Annotated in this window: 8 protein-coding genes and 1 pseudogene; 6 read left to right on the top strand and 3 right to left on the bottom strand. The window is 72.3% G+C overall.

The genetic code is table 11. The features are described from left to right. The first annotated feature begins 665 nt into the window (after positions 1 to 665). From QP939_RS13785 to QP939_RS13760, 6 genes are read left to right on the top strand one after another with little or no spacing between them, the layout of a single operon-like run. Complete coding sequence (locus QP939_RS13785) at positions 666 to 4,787, top strand: toxin glutamine deamidase domain-containing protein (RefSeq protein WP_285457147.1); 4,122 nt, start codon at positions 666 to 668, stop codon at positions 4,785 to 4,787. Beyond that, the gene (locus tag QP939_RS13780; RefSeq protein WP_285457145.1) at positions 4,787 to 5,221 is read left to right on the top strand and encodes a hypothetical protein; all 435 of its coding nucleotides are present in this window, start codon (positions 4,787 to 4,789) and stop codon (positions 5,219 to 5,221) included. The genes QP939_RS13785 and QP939_RS13780 overlap by 1 nt, the downstream gene beginning before the upstream one ends. After that, complete coding sequence (locus QP939_RS13775; RefSeq protein WP_285457143.1) at positions 5,218 to 6,633, top strand: TNT domain-containing protein; 1,416 nt, start codon at positions 5,218 to 5,220, stop codon at positions 6,631 to 6,633. The genes QP939_RS13780 and QP939_RS13775 overlap by 4 nt, the downstream gene beginning before the upstream one ends. Beyond that, positions 6,634 to 8,877, top strand: coding sequence for a YrhB family protein (locus QP939_RS13770; protein ID WP_285457142.1), 2,244 nt, complete (start codon positions 6,634 to 6,636; stop codon positions 8,875 to 8,877). 16 nt (positions 8,878 to 8,893) lie between these two features. Further along, on the top strand, positions 8,894 to 11,725 hold the full coding sequence (locus QP939_RS13765) for an ADP-ribosylglycohydrolase family protein (RefSeq protein ID WP_285457141.1): 2,832 nt from the start codon (positions 8,894 to 8,896) through the stop codon (positions 11,723 to 11,725). Positions 11,726 to 11,760: 35 nt separating this feature from the next. Continuing rightward, a complete protein-coding gene (locus QP939_RS13760; protein WP_285457140.1) occupies positions 11,761 to 13,668 on the top strand; it encodes a TNT domain-containing protein in 1,908 nt (635 codons plus the stop codon). Here QP939_RS13760 and QP939_RS13755 read toward each other — a convergent pair. The 3 genes and pseudogenes from QP939_RS13755 to QP939_RS13745 form a co-directional block, all read right to left on the bottom strand. Beyond that, a complete protein-coding gene (locus QP939_RS13755) occupies positions 13,655 to 14,497 on the bottom strand; it encodes a class I SAM-dependent methyltransferase (protein WP_285457139.1) in 843 nt (280 codons plus the stop codon). The two genes, QP939_RS13760 and QP939_RS13755, sit on opposite strands and share 14 nt — an antisense overlap. A gap of 12 nt (positions 14,498 to 14,509) precedes the next feature. Then, a complete protein-coding gene (locus QP939_RS13750; protein WP_285457138.1) occupies positions 14,510 to 15,838 on the bottom strand; it encodes a sensor histidine kinase in 1,329 nt (442 codons plus the stop codon). Positions 15,839 to 15,939: 101 nt separating this feature from the next. After that, positions 15,940 to 17,381 (bottom strand): annotated as a pseudogene (locus QP939_RS13745) (CCA tRNA nucleotidyltransferase). Between the last annotated feature and the right edge of the window lie 6 nt (positions 17,382 to 17,387).

The following is a 17,387-nucleotide window of genomic DNA, read 5'->3' as shown; positions in this document are numbered from 1 at the left end:
AGGCCTGGCAGCACCCGCAAGCTGGGCCTCCTCCGCAAGGTGGGCTACCACCGCAGGGTGCGCCGCACCCACAGGGTGGACAGCAAGGTGGGCAGCCCCCGCAGGCGGCGCATCCGCCGCAAGGGGTGCCACATCCGCAGGGTGGACTTCATCCGAATGATCCGCGCCGGATGCCGCCAGGGCGGGGTTCCATGCCTCCGCCGCATCCGGCCGTGGGTGGGCGTCCTGCTGGGTATCCGAACCAGCCGCGGGGTCCGCAGGGGCCTGGGCCGCACCCTGGTGGACGGCCGCCCATGCCGCCTCCGCCTGGTGGGCGGCCTCCTTTGCCGCCGTCGCGGCCGGGTGGGCACTCTCCTGTTCCGCCGCCGCGGTTTGGGCCGCCGCAGGAGCAGCTTCCTCGCGGACCCCATGGGCGGCCCGGGGATCCGCGGGTGCCTTACGAACCTCCGGCTCCGCGGCCGTCCGAACCGACTCCTCAGGAGCGGCCTGCGCCCGCGCAACCGCGCCCAAGCGAGTCGCCGACTGCGGAACAACCCCTCGCGCGCGACCATGCACCCGGTGCTGCGCGGCTCGACGAGCACACGCCCGGCCGCGAGCAGAGTCGCGCGGGGGAGCCTTCCGCTGAGCAGGCCGACGGGCAGCGGTCTGCCGAGCCGCACGCGCCGGTGCGCGAGACGACCGCCGCCGAGGAGGGGCGCACGCCCGGGGAGGAAGCCGAACAGACTCCTGCCGAGGAACACCGCCCCGAGCAGGAAACGACACAACACGAGACGTCCGGTGACGAACACCCGGACCACCAAACTGACGACGCTTCCCTCCCCGAGACGCCGCACGAGCCCTACCTGACCGACACCGCCTTCCGCACCGAAGACCCCGCCGGGGTCAGGCGGATCGAGGACACCTTCATGGACTCCGGGCGGCGGAGCCTCGAGACCGGCGAATGGCGCCACGAACAAGTCCGCCGCGAGGCGCTCGCCAAGCGCGACGAGTTCCACCCCGGCATGTCCGACGCCGGGGCCTTCGCCGTCCACGCCTACACGCGCTACGAGATGGTCGGGCCGCTCAACCGCGCCCTTCGCCTGGGTGGCCCCGAACTCGTCGATCTCGCTCCGCAAGCCGGTGCGCTCGTCTCCGGTCTCAATGAGCTGCCGCCGCACACCGGGACCGTTTCGCGGCGCGTTGACTTCCAGGGCGATCCCGCGCGGCTGCAGGCCTTCCTCGGCCGCTTCCACGAGGGCGCGCACATCACCGAACCCTCCTTCCTCAGCTCGTCGAAGGTCGATGCGGACCACCCGCGCAGCACCTTCCCCGGCGAGGTCGAGATGCGGATCCAGTCCAAGACCGGCCGGGACGTCGAGTCCATGGCCAGCATCGGGAACGAGCGCGAGGTCCTCTTCAAGGCCGGTTCGCAGTTCGCCGTCACCGGGGTCGAGATGGGGCCTGGTCACCCCGAGCACCCGCAGCACAAAAAGGGCGAACCGCAGTGGATCGTGCACGCCGAAGAAGTCACTCCCGGGGATCCGCGGCATCTCGGTGACGCCGAGGCGCGGCAGGCCGTCGAAGACCGCCGGGCTCAGGAACGTGCTGACGAAGAACGCTTCCAGCGCGAAGCCGACGAAGAGCTCGAGCGCTTCTACGCCGAACACCCGCACCTCAAGCCCACCGGCGACATGTCCAAGCTGCTCGGCTTCGACCCCGAGGACGCGCCGCCCGCACCCGAGCGGCGGGTTCCGGCCACCGGTGAGCCAGAGGGTGGCTGGTCCCAGCTCGCCGAGCCGCTGACGCCGGGTGGCACCCCCGTGCTGCACGCCGGTTCTGTCGAGACGCCTCAGCAGCACGCCCGGCTCGTGCGGGACGCCGTTCCCGAACTCGGCGCCGTCAACACCCGCAACCACTACGGCCCCGACGCTCTCGAGAACGGCTACCGGACCAACGCCGCCGAATCCATGGTCGCCTTCGAACGGCGGATGAACGGTGAGGACGTCGTTGCCGGGCCCGCGCAGGGAGAACAACTCAGTGGGCCGTGGAGCAGCCGGGGCAGCTTCGACGACGTCGCTCGCGGCCTCGGGGAACGTCCCGTCGGCGCGCACTCCGCCGTCGCATTCGAGCACCTCGGGGAGTCGCGGCTGGTCGCCGGGGTGCACACCGAACACGGCATCGTCTTCGCCGATCCCGTCACCGGGCGGCTCGCCGAACTGCCGCCCGACGCCACCGGCATCCGGGAGATGCCGCTCGGGCACCACGAGCCGCCGAGCATCGCCGATCGGCTCGGACCGACGCCCGAACGCGTGCCGCACGACGAGGGCTTCCTCTTCGACGACGAGCACCGCGGCACGTCCGCTGACCACGAGAGCATCCGCCGCGCCGTCGGGGACGAGGGCATCTACCAGGAGATCCACGACCGCGCGCTCGCCCGCCGCGACGCCGCCCACCTTCCGCTCAGCGACGAAGGCGCCGTCGCCGTGCACGGCTACACCCGCGGCGAGTACGCCTACGACGTCAACGAGGCCCTGCGCCGCGGTCCCGGCCACCCCGGCTTCGACCTCGCGCAGGAGAACACCCGCGCGATCATGGACGGGCTCAACCAGGTCCCGCGCCAGTCCGGGGAGGCCCTCCGCGGCATCGACGTCGGCGGCGACCCGCGGCTGGCCGAACTGGTCGCCGGGCCGTACGAGCCCGGCGCGGTCGTCGTCGAGCCCGCCTTCTCCAGTGCCTCCATCAAGACCGGCGAGCTCTCGACGTCGAAGTTCGGCGACGACGTCGAGCTGCACATCCGCTCCGACAACCTCCGCGACATCTCGAAGCTCGCCGAGAACCCGGGCGAGCGCGAATCCCTCTCGCCGCCCGGGACGCAGCTGCTGGTCCACGAGCGACGTCTCGAGCTCACGCCCGACGGCCGCCGCAAGTGGGTCATCGTCGCCGAGGAGATCGGGCCCGGCCACCCGCGCTACCTCGACCCCGAGACCGCTCAGCAAAAGATGGCCGAGCGGCGCGCCGAGAACGACCACAACGCGGCCGAGTTCGCGCGGCGCAAGCAAGCCTCGCTGATGGAACGGCTCGGCGGCCTGACCGAGCCGGAACACGTCACGCCCTCGCCGGAGCCGCCGACCGTCCACGACGCCGTCGACACGCCCGCCGAGCCGCTGCCCGTGCCTGAACCGGGTCCGGATTACTCGCGGCTCGCGCGTTCGACGAACCCGCCCGCCGAGCCGGCCATCCACGCCGGCGGGACGACGCCGAGCGAGCGCGCGGCCTACGTCCAAGACCGGCACCCGCACCTGCGCGACGTCAACCCGGGCTTCCACCGGCCGGGCGCCCTCGAGAACGGCTACATGTCGAACTGCACGCGCGGGCCCGAGGCCTACCTGGACCGGCTGCGTGGCGGCGACATGACGGCCGAGCCGATCCTGCTGCACGAGATGGGCACCCGCGGCACGCTCGAGCACCTCGAAGGCCGCTTCGGCGAGTCCTTCTCCGGCCGGGGCAGCTACGACGACGTCATCCGCGAGATGCGCGAGAAGCCGCTGGACCACCACGCCGTGGTCGCGGTGAAGTACGAAGGCCCGAACGGTGTCGAGTACGGGCACGTCGCGATGGTCGTGCACACCCGTGACGGCGTCGCGTTCATCGACCCGCAGTCCGGCGACCTGATGCACCTGCCGCAGCCGCCGAAGGACATCAAGCTGATGCACGTCGGCACGCCGGACGAGGTGCGCGTCGGCACCGACCACACCACGGCCGAGACGCACGGCGGTTACGGCAGTGCGCCGCACGCCCGCCTCGACGAGCTTCTCGCGCAGCCGCGCGTGGCCGAGGCGCTCGACGGCGCCACCACCGACCTCGTCGTCAAGGACCACGAGGGCAACCCGCAGAACCTCGGCCCGATCGGCGAGTTCATCCGGACGCGGCTGGCCGAGCACCCGGAACTGGTCGACCTGCTCCACGACCCGGCCAACGAGTTCCTGACGCGGTCGCTGCTGCGGAAGCCGGAGACCATCGCCAGCCTGCTGGTGCACGACGAGGCCATCCCGATCCTCACCGACGCCGTGCACGAGGTGCACCACCCCGCCCCGGACGCCGAACCGGTGGCACCGCACCCGGACCCGACTCCGCTCACCCCGGAGCAGGCCGAAACCTCGCGGGACGTGCTCGACCAGGCCGAGGACCATCCGGACGCACACCGCGCGCAGGCCCCGTTCGACCCGAGCAAACTCGGGGACGAGGCGTACACGCGCGAGTACCTCGCCGAGCGCTACCGCGAAGCCGCGCGGGCCGATCTCAAGCTGAAGGAGATCCTGCCGCCGCTGGCCGAGGAAACCGGCGGCCACGCGGGGTTCCGGCCCGGACCGAAGTCCGAAGGCCGGGCGATGGACAAGATCAACACCAACTACGACGGCGACGCGTCCCGGCTGGTCGATCTCGCGGGCGCGATGATCCAGTTCGACCGTGTGCAGGACGCGTACGCCGCGTTGGCGCGGATCGCGGCCCACCCGGAGCTGGAGATCGTCGACTTCGACGACCGCTTCGCGAACCCCGCTCCGGCGGGTTACCGCGACCTCCAGATGAGCGTGCGCATCGACGGGCACGTCGCCGAACTGCGCCTCCATCTGAAGGCGCTGGACGACGTGTCGGCGTACGAGCACTCGCTGTACGAGGTCCGCCGTGACCTCAAGGCGCTCGCGAAAGCCGAGGGTCGTGCCTACACCGCCGAGGAAAAGGCCCTGATCGACGGGCTGGTCAAGCGCGAACGAGAGCTGTTCTGGGACGCGCTGCAGGGGAGTCTCTAATGGTCCAGACGCCGGCGTACTTCGAGTACTTCGCCCACAGCTACGTGGTGGACAGCACGCCCGACGGCGGGTTGACCGGGCGCATCCTGAACTGGAAAACCGGGGCGTTCGACGAAGACCCGGAACACGTCACCGACGTCCTCTTCGACCACGGCCCGGACATCCGGAGCCTCGACCGTGAGCGGTTCATCCGCCGGACCGAGGAACAACGGCAGCGTTACCTCCGCGGCGACGGGCCGATCTTCGCGCTCTACCAGACGATCGACGCGCTCTGGGACACGGCGAAGGAGGAGAACCGCCGGATCACCAAGGAGGAACGCGCCTTGATCGACTCTCTTTATCGGCGCACCTTCCGGATGTGGGAGGACGAGTTCGCCCGCCGCGCCGCCGGGGAGCCGCCGACCTTCACGTTCACCTCGGTGCTGGCGCGATGATTCACGTGGAACATCGCCTTTCGCCGGACGACCAGCGCACCCTCTTGGTGCAGCTGGGAAAGCTCGTGCGCGAACACCGCGCCGACGCCGCGCGGCCCGCCGTCGTCGACTTCCGGCAGGTCGGCGCGCACGCCGAGATCGACGGCCACAACGCGGCGACGCCGGACGCCGTCGCCGAGCAGTTCTCCGAGCTGCGGCAAGGGATGTACACCGACGGCCGCGGCACCTGGCTGCAGGCGCGGTTCACGCTCAACCCCGACGGCACGTTCGACTTCGACTTCGCGCTCGACGACGATCCCGTGTGGACGGACCCACCGCCGTCGACGGCCTACCCCGAGGAGCTCGCCGCGTTCCCGCGCGCCGACGAGCACATCCCGGACTGGTGGCGGCTGCGCGCGCAGCTGCCGCTGGGGGTGGTGTTCCGGCACGCCGAGGTCGGCGACCTGGACGTCGAACGGCCGCCGCTGACCGACACCGAGGCGCCGCTCGTGCTGCAGTACCTCGAGCGCGAGGCCGTCGTGCACGAAGAGGACGACGAGCGGTTCCACACCGACGGCACCTGGATCTGGTCCGAAGCCGTGCCGCTGCTGCTGGCCAAGCACGGCGTGCCGCCGGAGCCGGACCTCGTCGCGCACATCCGCCGCAACCACTTCCAGCCGCCGTACGTCGAGCCGCTGGTCCGGCGGACCGCCGAGGCCGATCTGCTGGGCAAGCCGCGGCCGAAGCCGAGCCGCGCCGACGTGAAGAAGACCGGCGGTGACGTCGTCGCGGAGCTGGAGACCACGCCGGACCCGAAGCTCGGCGACGACGAGCTGCTGATCGTGCTGGTGCAGCGGCTCGGCGAGCACGGGGTGTGGCCGGAGGCCTACCGCGTCGGCGAGCGCGCGGACGGCACGTGGTGCCTCAACTTCACGCCCGACGGCTGGGAGGTCGCCGCCTACGCCGGCGGGAAACCGCGGTCGCCGAAGTACTTCGAGCGGCTCGAAGACGCGGCCCAGCAGCTGCTCGGCGCGCTGCTGCTGCACCCGGCGCGGATGACCGCGGGCCACGAAACGCCGTTGGAGACCGCGCGCGAGCTGGCCGACTGGCCGGTCCACCCGGCCCCGGGTGAGCCTCCCCTCACCCTGCTCCGCAACAAGCGCATCACGCGGCTGGTGGCGGGTACGGTCGTTCTGCGCTTCGGCGAGGAACCCGGCAACCTCGTCCACCACGGGGAGGTACGGTTCGCCACGACGTCGCTGCCGCTCGAACGCGAGCGGGTGCGGCGGAGCTACCGGCTGAGACGCCCCTTGCACGTGATCACCGGCATCACGGTTCCATGGGCGAACCTGCCGGGTGGCGCGGTGGCCTTCGTGCTGCCGAAGACGATCGCCGAGCACGAGTCCGACGGAAGCCTGGAGAGGATCGAGTAGGTGGAAGCGGCGGAAGCGATTGCCAAGGTCGGTCAGTGGCTGCGCGCGGTGCACGGCCCGGACGTCTCCGGTCCCGCCGGGCTCCGGGTGGACACCGAGAAGGTGCTGCGCATCCCCGAGGGCTGGTCGGTGCCCTACAACACCATCGCGTTCCTCGACGAGGGGCGGCCGGAGAAGGAGATCTTCCCGCCGCCGTCAGTCGTCGTGCGCGAGCCGGACGGCGAGCTGCGCCAGGCACATCCGCACCCGGGTGGGCTGTCTGTGCCGGTGGCGTTCCCCGGCCAGGAGAACTGGCGCGAGGTCGTCGACCCCGAGTACGTGAAGGCCGGGCTCGGCGAGCTGGGCGTGCCGCTGCAGGCCGTCGCGGGCTGGGTGAAGGTCGACGCCGAGGGCAACCAGACCGGCGAAGAGCGCGAGAACCCCGAGTACAAGGCAGGGCCGATCCGCCGCGGCTACCCGAAGCCCGAGAACACCCTCGAGACGCTGCTGTCGTTCGCCAGCGTCGGCTGGCTGACCCGCGAGCTGCTGCTCATCGGGCTGATCCGGTGCGAGGTGTTCGTCCCGCTCGACCTGGAGACCGGCAAGACCGACCGGTTCTACTTCGCCGAGGAGCGCAACGAGCTCAAGGTGTTCAGCTCGACCCGGCACCTGCCCTCGCGGGAGCACGGCTGGTGGAAGGTCGACGTCGCGACGCTGGCCGAGTTCGAGCACCCGCCGAACCTGGTGATCAACGGCGGCCCGACGACCATCGAGGACGTCTCCAGCGGCGAGCTCGCCGAGATCGTCAAGCGGTTCCCGCGGCACGAGCCGCGCATCGACGTGCACGGCCGCTGCCCGGAGGCTGAGGAGGACCTGATCCGCGTCGCCGCCGACACCGCGGCCCGGATGGGACTGCCGGATCCGGTCAAGCCGCCGCTGGTCGCGGCCGAGAAGGCCCGGCGCCGCGGCTTCGAGCTGACCGCCGAGGAGTGCGCGAAGACCGTGCTCGGCGAGTCGTGGCTGAAGCGCATGACCATGCCCGAACCGCCGCGCAGCAAGCCCAACGACCTGCGCGCGAACGGCCTGGCCCCGGCCTACGACAACGCCGGGCGCACGGTGCCGCGGCTGGACACCTTCGGCAAGTACTTCGAGCGCGACCTCGACGGCTTCCGCTACGGCTGGCAGCGCGTCACGGGCGCGTACGTCGGCTTCGCGCTCGGGGAGGCCCTCGGCGCGGCCGTCGACCGGATGATGCTGCACGACATCCACGCGAAGTTCGGCATCGACGGCGTCACCGACCTGGTCCAGGCGTTCGACCAGCCGGGCCGGATCGGCTCGCTGACGCAGCGGCTGCTGTTCTACACCGAGGCGGCCATCCGCAGCCCGCACCGCGAGCAGCCGGAGTCGCGCGAGGCCGAGCTGCTCTTCCCCGGCGTCGTCCGCGGGGCGCTGCAGCGCTGGTTGCGCACGCAGGGCGCGCCGATGGAGCACGCCGACGGCTGGCTCGTGCAGGTCCCGGACCTGCACGCCCGCCGCGACGCCGACGACGTCGAGCTCAACGCCTACCACCAGCTCGCGACCGAAGCCGCGGGCGCGCCGCCGATGACCGGCCCGGCCGCGCTGATCCCGGCGTTGCCCGCCGCGCTGACCATGGCCGGTCCCGGCAGCGGGCTGAGCGGCGGCGCGCGCCAGGCGGTGCGCGACCTCGCGGGTGTCACGCACCCGACCGAACCCGACCTGGCCGCCGCGACCTACCTGACCTGGCTGTTCGAGCAGGCGCTCACCAAGGACGCGTTCAGCTTCCCGATCTGGAACCTCAGCCGCGAGGTGCTCAACCCGGACAGCGAGTACCAGCAGGGTCCGGAGTGGACGGCGATCAAGGACATGGTCGCCGAGTCGGTGCCGTTCTTCGGCGAGCACGGGCTGCCCGACCTGCGGATGCCCGAGCTGATCGGCGACGGCAAGACCACGCTGTCGGTGATGGGACGCGCCTTCGCCGCGTTGTCCGGCTTCGAGAACTACCCGGAGCAGGCGCTGCTGCGCGCCGTCAACCACTCCGGCCGCAGCGCGCTCACCGGCGCGCTGGCCGGCGCCCTGCTCGGCGCGCGCACCGGGATCCCGGGGCTGCCGCAGAAGTGGGTCGACCAGCTGGAGCTGCGCTACCTGGTCGAGAACGTCGCGTCGGACGCCTACTGGCACTTCGACCGGCACTCGGCGCTGAGCGCGCTCGGCGACCAGTGGATCGAGCGCTACCCGCGGCATTAGCGCGAGGATGAGGAGAATGACAGAAGCGGAAGCCGACGGCTTCGTCGAGTGGCGCCCCGACGTCGACCCCGAGTTCGACGAGAAGGCGTTCCCCGACCTCGGCATCCCGGTGCGCGCCATCCGCGGCTGGGCGCAGTACACGCTGTTCGGCGAGCCGACCGGCCCGCGCCGGGTCAACGAGCGCTACACCCCGGGCCCGGTGTGGAGCGGCTTCCCGGTGCCGACGACCGACGCCGAGAAGCTGCTGAACTACCTGGGCGCGAACTGGATCAGCCGCGCCGAGTTCGCCCGCGCGCTGTTGAACTGCGAAGTGCTGGTGCCGACGCCGGACGGCGAGCCGCTGCTGCGGCCGGTGCCCGGGTCGTCCGGACGCGAGGTGATCGCCTACAGCTCGTCGGCGAAGGTACCCGGCCGGTACCCGCGCCGGTGGCGCGTGACGGTCCGCGAGCTCCTGGCGGACCGGCCGTCGACCGGGCTGACGCTGGACCCCGGTACCGGGCTGGTCCGCAGCCTGACCGCCGCCGAACTGGCCGACGTCGAGCCCGGCGAGCGGCGGCCCAAGGTCGACGAGCCCGCGCCGGAAGCCGGGCCGGAGGTCGCCGACGCACTCCCGGGGCTGGTCGAGGAGTTCGGCATCGAGCCGCCGGACCTCCTCGAAAGGCACCTGCGGTACGCCGTCGACCACGCGCGCGACCACCACTTCGAGCTGACGCCGGAGGAGTGCGTCCGGTACCTGCGCGGGTTCGCCTGGCAGTACCGCAACGGCGTCCGGCGGCGGGCGGGCCAGGACCCCGAATGGCCCGCCGACCTGGCCGCCAACGGCTTGATCGCGCACGTCGACGAGGACGCGCGCCCGCGGCCGGTGCCGTGGACGTACGGGAAGTTCTCCGCCTTCGGCACGCCGGCCGCGCGTTTCGCGTTGCACCGGATCGTCGGCGCGTACGTCGGCTTCGCCATCGGTGACGCGCTGGGCGGCGGTGCCGACCCGGCCGGCCCGCTGCCGATGGGCGGGCTGACGCGGCACCTGCTGTTCCACACCGACATCGTGCTGCGCGGCCTGCCGCCGGTGCCGACCGGCGAGGTGCCGTCGCCGCTGCCCGATCCGGACCCGGTCGGCTGGCTCGCGGTCGCCACGCGGCACGCCGGGTTCGCCCCCGACGACCCCTCGGCGTTGCTCGCCACGGCGTTGGCCGCGACTCCGGCCAGTGCGGTCGCCGTCGACGGCGTCGACGCTGACCAGTACGCGAAGGACGTCGCGCGCGAGCTGGCCGGCGGTGCCGTCGCCGAGGGCGTCGACCTGCTGATCGCGCTGTTCCAGGCCCTGCTCACCCGGGACGCGTTCGCGCTGCCGGTGCACCTGCGGCTGCGGGAGATCGGCGGCGAACTCGCGACGCGGGTGCTGGCGTTGCGCGAAGACCGCGACGCCGACGACGTGAAGCAGCTCGAATCCCTCGGCGAGCGGGCGGTGCTGAGCCGGGCGCTGTTCGCCGCGGCCAAGCGCGGCCACGACCCCGAAGCGGCCATCACGCTCGCCGCGCGGTCCGGCCCGGTCGCGGGTGCCGTCGCGGGCGCGCTCGTCGGCGCCCGGGTCGGCGTGCCCGGCCTGCCCTGGGTCTCGGTGCTGCCCGACCTCGGGCTCCTCGAGGACGTCGCGAGCGACGTCTTCTGGTACTTCAACCGCAACGGCCTCCAGACGGAGACCGCGGAGCACGCCCGCTGGGAGCGCCGGTACCCGAGCGGCCGCTTCACGCCGAAGCCGAAGGGACCCGACATGCGCTCGCGACTACGCGGCAGCCTGCTGGCTGGGGCGATCGGCGACGCGCTCGGCGCGAAGACGGAGTTCGACTCGATCGACCGGATCCGCGAGATCGCCGGGCCGGACGGCATCACCGACTTCATCCCCGCGTACGGCGGCGTCGGCCGGATCACCGACGACACGCAGATGACGCTCTTCACGCTCGAAGCGCTGATCCGCGCGCACGCCCAGCGGCGGCGCACGGGTTCGGCCGACGTCGTGCACTCGCTGCAGCTGGCCTACCAGCGCTGGCTGCACACGCAGGGCGTCGCCTGGGACCGGGCGCGCGGGCCGCAGTCGACCGTCGAAGCGCCGGACGGCTGGCTGATCACGCACCAGGAGTTGTTCAGCCGTCGCGCGCCGGGACTGACCTGCTTCGGCGAGCTGGAGGCGTACGGCCGCTCAGGCGTCCGGGGCACGATCGAGCGTCCGGTGAACAACTCGAAGGGCTGCGGCGGGGTCATGCGGGCCGCGCCGATCGCGCTGTGGTCCGACGACCTCGCCGAGGTCTTCCGGCTCGGCGCCGAGAGCGCGGCGCTGACCCACGGTCACCCGAGCGGGTATTTGTCGTCGGGGTGTTTCGCCGTGGTCGTCCACGAGCTGCTGCACGGAAAACCGCTGCTCGAGGCGGTCGCGACCGCGCGGGCCGAGCTGGTCAAGCACCCGGGACACGAAGAGCAGAGCGACGCGCTCGACGCGGCTCTCGCGCTCGCGCGGCAGGGACCGCCGACGCCGGAAAAGCTCGAATCCTTGGGGCAGGGCAACGTCGGCGAGACCGCGTTGTCGATGTCGGTGTACGTCGCTTTGGCCACGACCGACGCCGACTCGGCGCTGCTCGCGGCGGTCAACCACAGCGGGGACAGCGACTCGACCGGCTCGGTCTGCGGCAACCTCGTCGGCGCGATGTACGGCGAGGAAGCCCTGCGGGGCGGCTGGCTGGACCAGCTCGAGCTCCGCGACGTCATCGTCGGCCTGGCGGACGACGCGCTCACCGAGTTCGGTCCGGATGCGCCGGACGACGACCGGTGGTTCGCTCGCTACCCGGTCGACTAAGTTTCCGGTGTCACTGGGGTCAGGGGAGGACAAACGTGCGTTACCGGGTAGAGGTGGCCGAACGCCCGGACGGCCTGTACGCGACGTGGGGCGAGGGGACGTTCCGCGCGCAGCGATCGACCACGGACGGCACCGTGCTGCTGTCCGTGCTGCCGGAGGAAGAGGCACCGGAGGGCTTCGACAAGGAGTACGAAGGCCGTCCGGCGAAGGTCGTGCCGGCGAGCGAGGTGCCGTCGACGTTCACGCTGCGCACCTTCGCCGAGTACGACGACGAGGTCTACGAGGTCGCGCCGGGCACGCGACCCGAGCTGACCTTGCGCTGGGTCCGCGACGACGCCGTCCGCGCGGCGCAGCTGGGCCTGACCGACTTCTCGGTCACGGTGCCGGCGAAGCAGCTCACGGCGTTGTGGCAGACGCGGCTGGACTTCACGGAGACGCCGGAGGCGCGGCCGCAGCCGGGCACCGGCGACCAGAACGCGCTGCTGCGCGCGATCGGCCGGACGTTGCTGCACACGGTGCCGGGCGGCTGGGCGCGGGTCGGCGCGCAGTTCCGGCAGGTCGGCGACTACTCCGAGATCGAGCTGCGCGCGGTCGGCGACGAGGACGGCCCGGTTTCGGTGTCGCTCCCGGCGGTGCCGCGGCTCGGCGGGCTCTTCGCCCGGCTGCGGGCGGCGATGTACGAGCCCGAGGCGGGCACCTGGTTCCAGGGCACGTTCACCCTCGACGCGCAGTCGCAGTTCGACTTCGACTTCGACGCCGACCGCGAGCCGGACTGGCGGGTGCCGCCGAACGACGGCGGCCGCCCGTCGACCGCCGCCTACGAGCTGGAGCTGGCGACCTTCCCGCGGAAGTCGAAGCAGCTGCCCGCGTGGCTGACCGCGAAGGCCGGGCTCCCGCTCGACGTCGTGTTCCGGCACGCGCGGCCCGCCGACTCGCACACCGAGGGCGAGCGCCCGGTGGTCAACCGGCCGCCGGTGCCGCCGGACCAGGTCCGCGGCGTGCTCGACTACCTGTTCCGGGCCCCGGTCGCGCTGCACCGGCCCGCGCCGCTGCCGGACATCTTCGGCGCGCCGGGCGCGAAGCCGGACGTGCCGAACGCGTTCCACACCGACGGCACCTGGATCTGGCCCGCCGCCGTGCCGCACTACCTGCGCAAGTACGGGGTGCCGCCGGAGCCGGAGCTGGTCGAGCACATCCGCGCGGCCGGGTTCCGCCCGCCGTTCGTCGGGGAGCTCGTCCGCGCGACGGCGGAGGCGGAGGTCCTCGGCCAGCCGCGGCCCGCGCAGACGACCGCCGACCTGCCGGACGAGCGCGCGCTCACCCGCGTCGCCCGCGGTGAGCCGGTGCGGAACCTGAAGGGCGCGGAGACGCTGGAGCTGCTCCAGCAGCGGCTCGCCGAGCACGGCGTGCCGCCCGCGGCCTACCGGATCGGGGCGAACGAGGTCCCCGCCGAGGGTGTCTGGACGCTTCGCCGGGCCGAGAACGGCTGGGAGGTCTCGCGGCCGCCGTCCGACGAGCCGGTCGCGTTCGGCTCGCTCGGCGACGCGGCCCGGTTCCTGCTCGGCGTGCTGCTGATGCTGCCGCCGCGGCCGGCGGAGGAGTCCGACCAGCCCGCCGACTGGCCGATCCTGCCGATGCGCGGCGAACCGCCGTTGAACTTCTACCGCGGCAAGCGCCTGATCGTGCTGGCTCCGGGCACGACGGTCGTCCGGTTCGGCAACGAGACCGGCAACCTGGTGCACGCCGAGGGGACGCGGTTCGCGGAGACGTCGCTGGCGTTCGAGCGCGAGCGCGAAATGCGGCTCTACCGGGTGCAGCGCACGCTGCGGGTGCTGACCGGCGTGACGGCGCCGTGGAGCGGGATGCCGGGCGGCGGCGTCGCCTACCTGCTGCCGCGGCCGCTCGCCCAGCACCTCGAAACGGGCTCGCTCAGCAGGCAGTGACCAGGACGGCGGGCGACCACCAGTAGTCGGCGAGCGGTTCGACGTCGACCTGCGTGAAGCCCGCCGTCTTCAGCTGCCCGGCCCAGACGGCGGCCGGGTGCTCCCAGTTCGTCCGCTCCCGCCCGGAGACGATCCCGAGCAGGACGGGCAGCAGGAATCCCTGCGCGACCAGGGAAGCGTCTTCGCCGTACTCGGCGAGCCCACGCTCGTAGCGCGCGACGAGCGAGCGAAGGTGTTCGACTGAGCCTTCGGTGAACTCGGGGACGTCGAACTCGGCGAGCACCAGCGTCCCGGTGCGCGGCTGCAGCGCGCGCAAGACGTCCGCGCGCTGCTCCGGCTCGATCGACTGCAGGGCGAACGTCGACTGCGTGAAGTCCCAGCCGAGGTCGTCGCGGGCGAGGAACTCCTGCGCGGTGGCCTGCCAGCAGGTCGCGGACGGCACGCGTTCGCGGACGCCGTCGAGCAGGGCGGCCGACGGTTCGACGAGGTCGATCCGCGTCGGCGTGTGCGCGGCCCGCTCCAGCGCGGGCACCACCGCGAGACCGTCGCCGCAGCCCAGGTCGAGCAGCGATTCCGGCTTCGAGGTGTCGTAGCGGGCGGCGAGCGCGTCGCTCAGCTTTTCGTAGAGCTCGACGTTGCCGCCGCCGCGGATGAACGCCGTGAACGCGCTCGGCTGGTCGTAGACGGCGGCCGAACTTTCCCCGGCGAGGTGGATCCGCAGTTCGTCGGCCAGCGGGGACCCGGCCCGGCGGGCCAGCTCGACGGCCCGGTCGCGGTCACCGGACCGGTGCGCGGCGAGGGCGTCGGCGAGCAGCTCGATCGAAGTCATGATCCGGGGATATCAGAAGGGCACCCACAACGTCACCCGCGTGCCGCCGCCGGGCAGGCCCGACTCGACCAGCGACGTGCCGCCGACCTCGGCCAGCCGCGCGGTGATCGACTCGCTGATGCCGAACCCGGCCGGCCGCTCGGCCTGGTCGAAGCCGCTGCCGTGGTCGCGGGTGATCACCGCGATCCCGCCGTCGCGTTCCTCGACGCGCACCACGACCCGGTCGGTGCCCGAGTGCTTCATCGTGTTCCGCAGCGCCTCGCGCACAGCGTCGCGGATGGCGATCTGCCGGACCTCCGACAGCGTGTCGTCGTCCAGTTCGGCCACCACGAGCTGGGCGCGCAGGCCGTCGCGCGCCATCTCGGCGGCCAGCGCGGCGAGCTTCTCGCCCAGCGGCCGGGCGCCGTCCTCGGCCCGCTCCGACTTCGCCGTCTCGATCGTGTGCCGGATCTCCATCGCCTGCGCCCGCGCGAGCCGCTGGATCTCGACCAGCCGCTCTTCGGCGTTGGACGTGCTGGTCAGTGCCATCGCTTCGAGGGTCTGCAGCACGGTGTCGTGCAACATCCGATGCTGTTGCGCGCGCTCGGCCAGCCGCCCGTTGCGGGTGCCGTAGGCCAGGGCCAGCCGGGTGCCGAGCCCGGTCAGCACCAGCGCGGCGGTGGCCAGGAACAGCTCGGCGAGCAGCGCCGAGTACGTCGAGAACGCGGCGGAGACGTGGAACCGACCGGTGTTCAGCCAGTTCGCCAGCATCCGCAGCGGGAAGCTCGCCAGCCCGAACACCAGCCCGGTGGGCACGCCGAGCGCGAGCGTCAGCAGCCCGGCCTCGCCGAAGAGGTGGACGCTGCTGACCGCGAGCGCGTCGAAGTACACCTCCGGCGGCACGGTCAGCGCGAGGACCAGCGGCGAGAGCACGGTGAAGACCAGGTCGACGGCCAGCAGCTTCCCCGCGTCCCGGCCGCGGTAGGGCGCCGAGCGGAACATCCAGCGGAAGCCGATCACGTTCAGCGCGACCGACAGCAGGCTGAACACCCCGACCGGCAGCAACCCGGTCGAGCCGTGCTGGAACGCGAAGACGCCGAACTGGCCCGGCACGGCCAGCAGCCGGTAGGCGAGCGGGATGAGCACGACGTACCGGGTGGCGCGCAGCAGCAGGCCGTCGCGACGGCTCGGGTCGATCGGCCCGGCCATCTTCGCGATCCGCTTCAGCGCGTGGATCGGGGTCGGGTCGCCGATCTCGTCCGCCAGCTCGCTGGTCGCCGTCGCGATCGCGGGTGCACCCTGCCGCAGCAACGCCACGAAGAAGCTGCCCGGTTTCGGCGGACCGGGCGCTTCAGTGGACATCGGCCGGACAACCCCCTGGTCACGTCGGTGAACCGAGGTTGGGAGTATCACCGATCCGCGGCCGCCAGGTCCAGCTTTCCCCGGAATTCACCGCGAGTTCGTCAGGAATTCCCGATGCCCTGCTCGGCCGCCCACTTCTTCAGCTCGGCCACGGCGTCGTCGTGCTCCAGCGGACCGCGGTCGAGGCGCAGCTCCTTGAGGAACTTCCACGCCTTGCCGACGTCCGGTCCTGGCTTGAGGCCGAGCAGCTCCATGATCTGCTCGCCGTTGAGGTCCGGCCGGACGCGGTCGAGGTCCTCCTTGGCCTTGAGGGCGGCGATGCGGGCCTCGAGGTCGTCGTAGGTCGCCTGCAGCGCGGCGGCCTTGCGGCGGTTGCGCGTGGTGCAGTCGGCGCGGACCAGCTTGTGCAGCCGGGTCAGCAGGTGGCCGGCGTCGGTGACGTACCGGCGGACCGCCGAGTCCGTCCACTCGCCCTTGCCGTAGCCGTGGAACCGCAGGTGGAGGAACACGAGCTGGGAGACGTCGTCGACGATCTCCTTCGAGAACTTCAGCGCCCGCAAACGCTTGCGGGCCATCCGCGCGCCGACCACCTCGTGGTGGTGGAAGCTCACCCCGCCGCCCGGCTGGAACTCCCGCGTCGCGGGCTTGCCGACGTCGTGCAGCAGCGCCGCCAGCCGCAGGATGAGATCCGGCTCCGACGTCGGCTCGTGCGACTTCTCCAGCTCGATCGCCTGCGCCAGCACGGTCAGCGAGTGCTGGTAGACGTCCTTGTGCTGGTGGTGTTCGTCGATCGCGAGCCGCATCCCGGGCACCTCGGGCAGCACCCGGTCGGCGAGCCCGGTGTCGACCAGCAGCTCCAGCCCCGGCCGCGGGTCGGCCGCGAGCAGCAGCTTCGACAGCTCGGCCTGGACGCGCTCGGCGGTGATCCGGTCGATCTCACCCGCCATCGACGCCATCGCGTCGACCACCCGCGGCGCGGCGGTGAAGCCCAGCTGCGCGGCGAACCGCGCGGCCCGCAGCATCCGCAACGGGTCGTCGGCGAACGACTCCTGCGGCGTCGCCGGCGTGTCGAGGGCCTTCTCCCGCAGCGCGCTCAAGCCGTCGTGCGGGTCGATGAACGTCTTCGACGCCAGCTCGACGGCCATCGCGTTGACCGTGAAGTCGCGGCGCAGGAGGTCGCCCTCGATGCTGTCGCCGAAGGTGACCTCGGGGTTGCGGCCGACGCGGTCGTAGCTGTCCGCGCGGAACGTCGTGATCTCGAGCTGCATGCCCTTCTTCGTCACGCCGACAGTGCCGAACGCGATCCCGACGTCCCAGACCGCGTCGCCCCACTCGCTGACGATCTTCAGCACCCGGTCCGGGCGCGCGTCCGTGGTGAAGTCCAGGTCACCGGAGCGCCGGCCGAGCAGCGCGTCGCGCACGCTCCCGCCGACGAGGTACAGGCGGTGCCCGGCCCGGGCGAACCTTTCGGCCAGCTCGTCCGCCAGGGGGAGAGCCGCATCAGCTCGACCACCGCGTTCTCCTTGGCGACCACGTCGTTCACGAAAAA

It is taken from the genome of Amycolatopsis nalaikhensis (assembly GCF_030264295.1).
In the GTDB taxonomy this organism is placed as follows: Bacteria; Actinomycetota; Actinomycetes; order Mycobacteriales; family Pseudonocardiaceae; genus Amycolatopsis; species Amycolatopsis nalaikhensis.
Note: the sequence above shows the minus strand (reverse complement) of the source record. Positions and strands in the feature narration are given on the sequence as shown.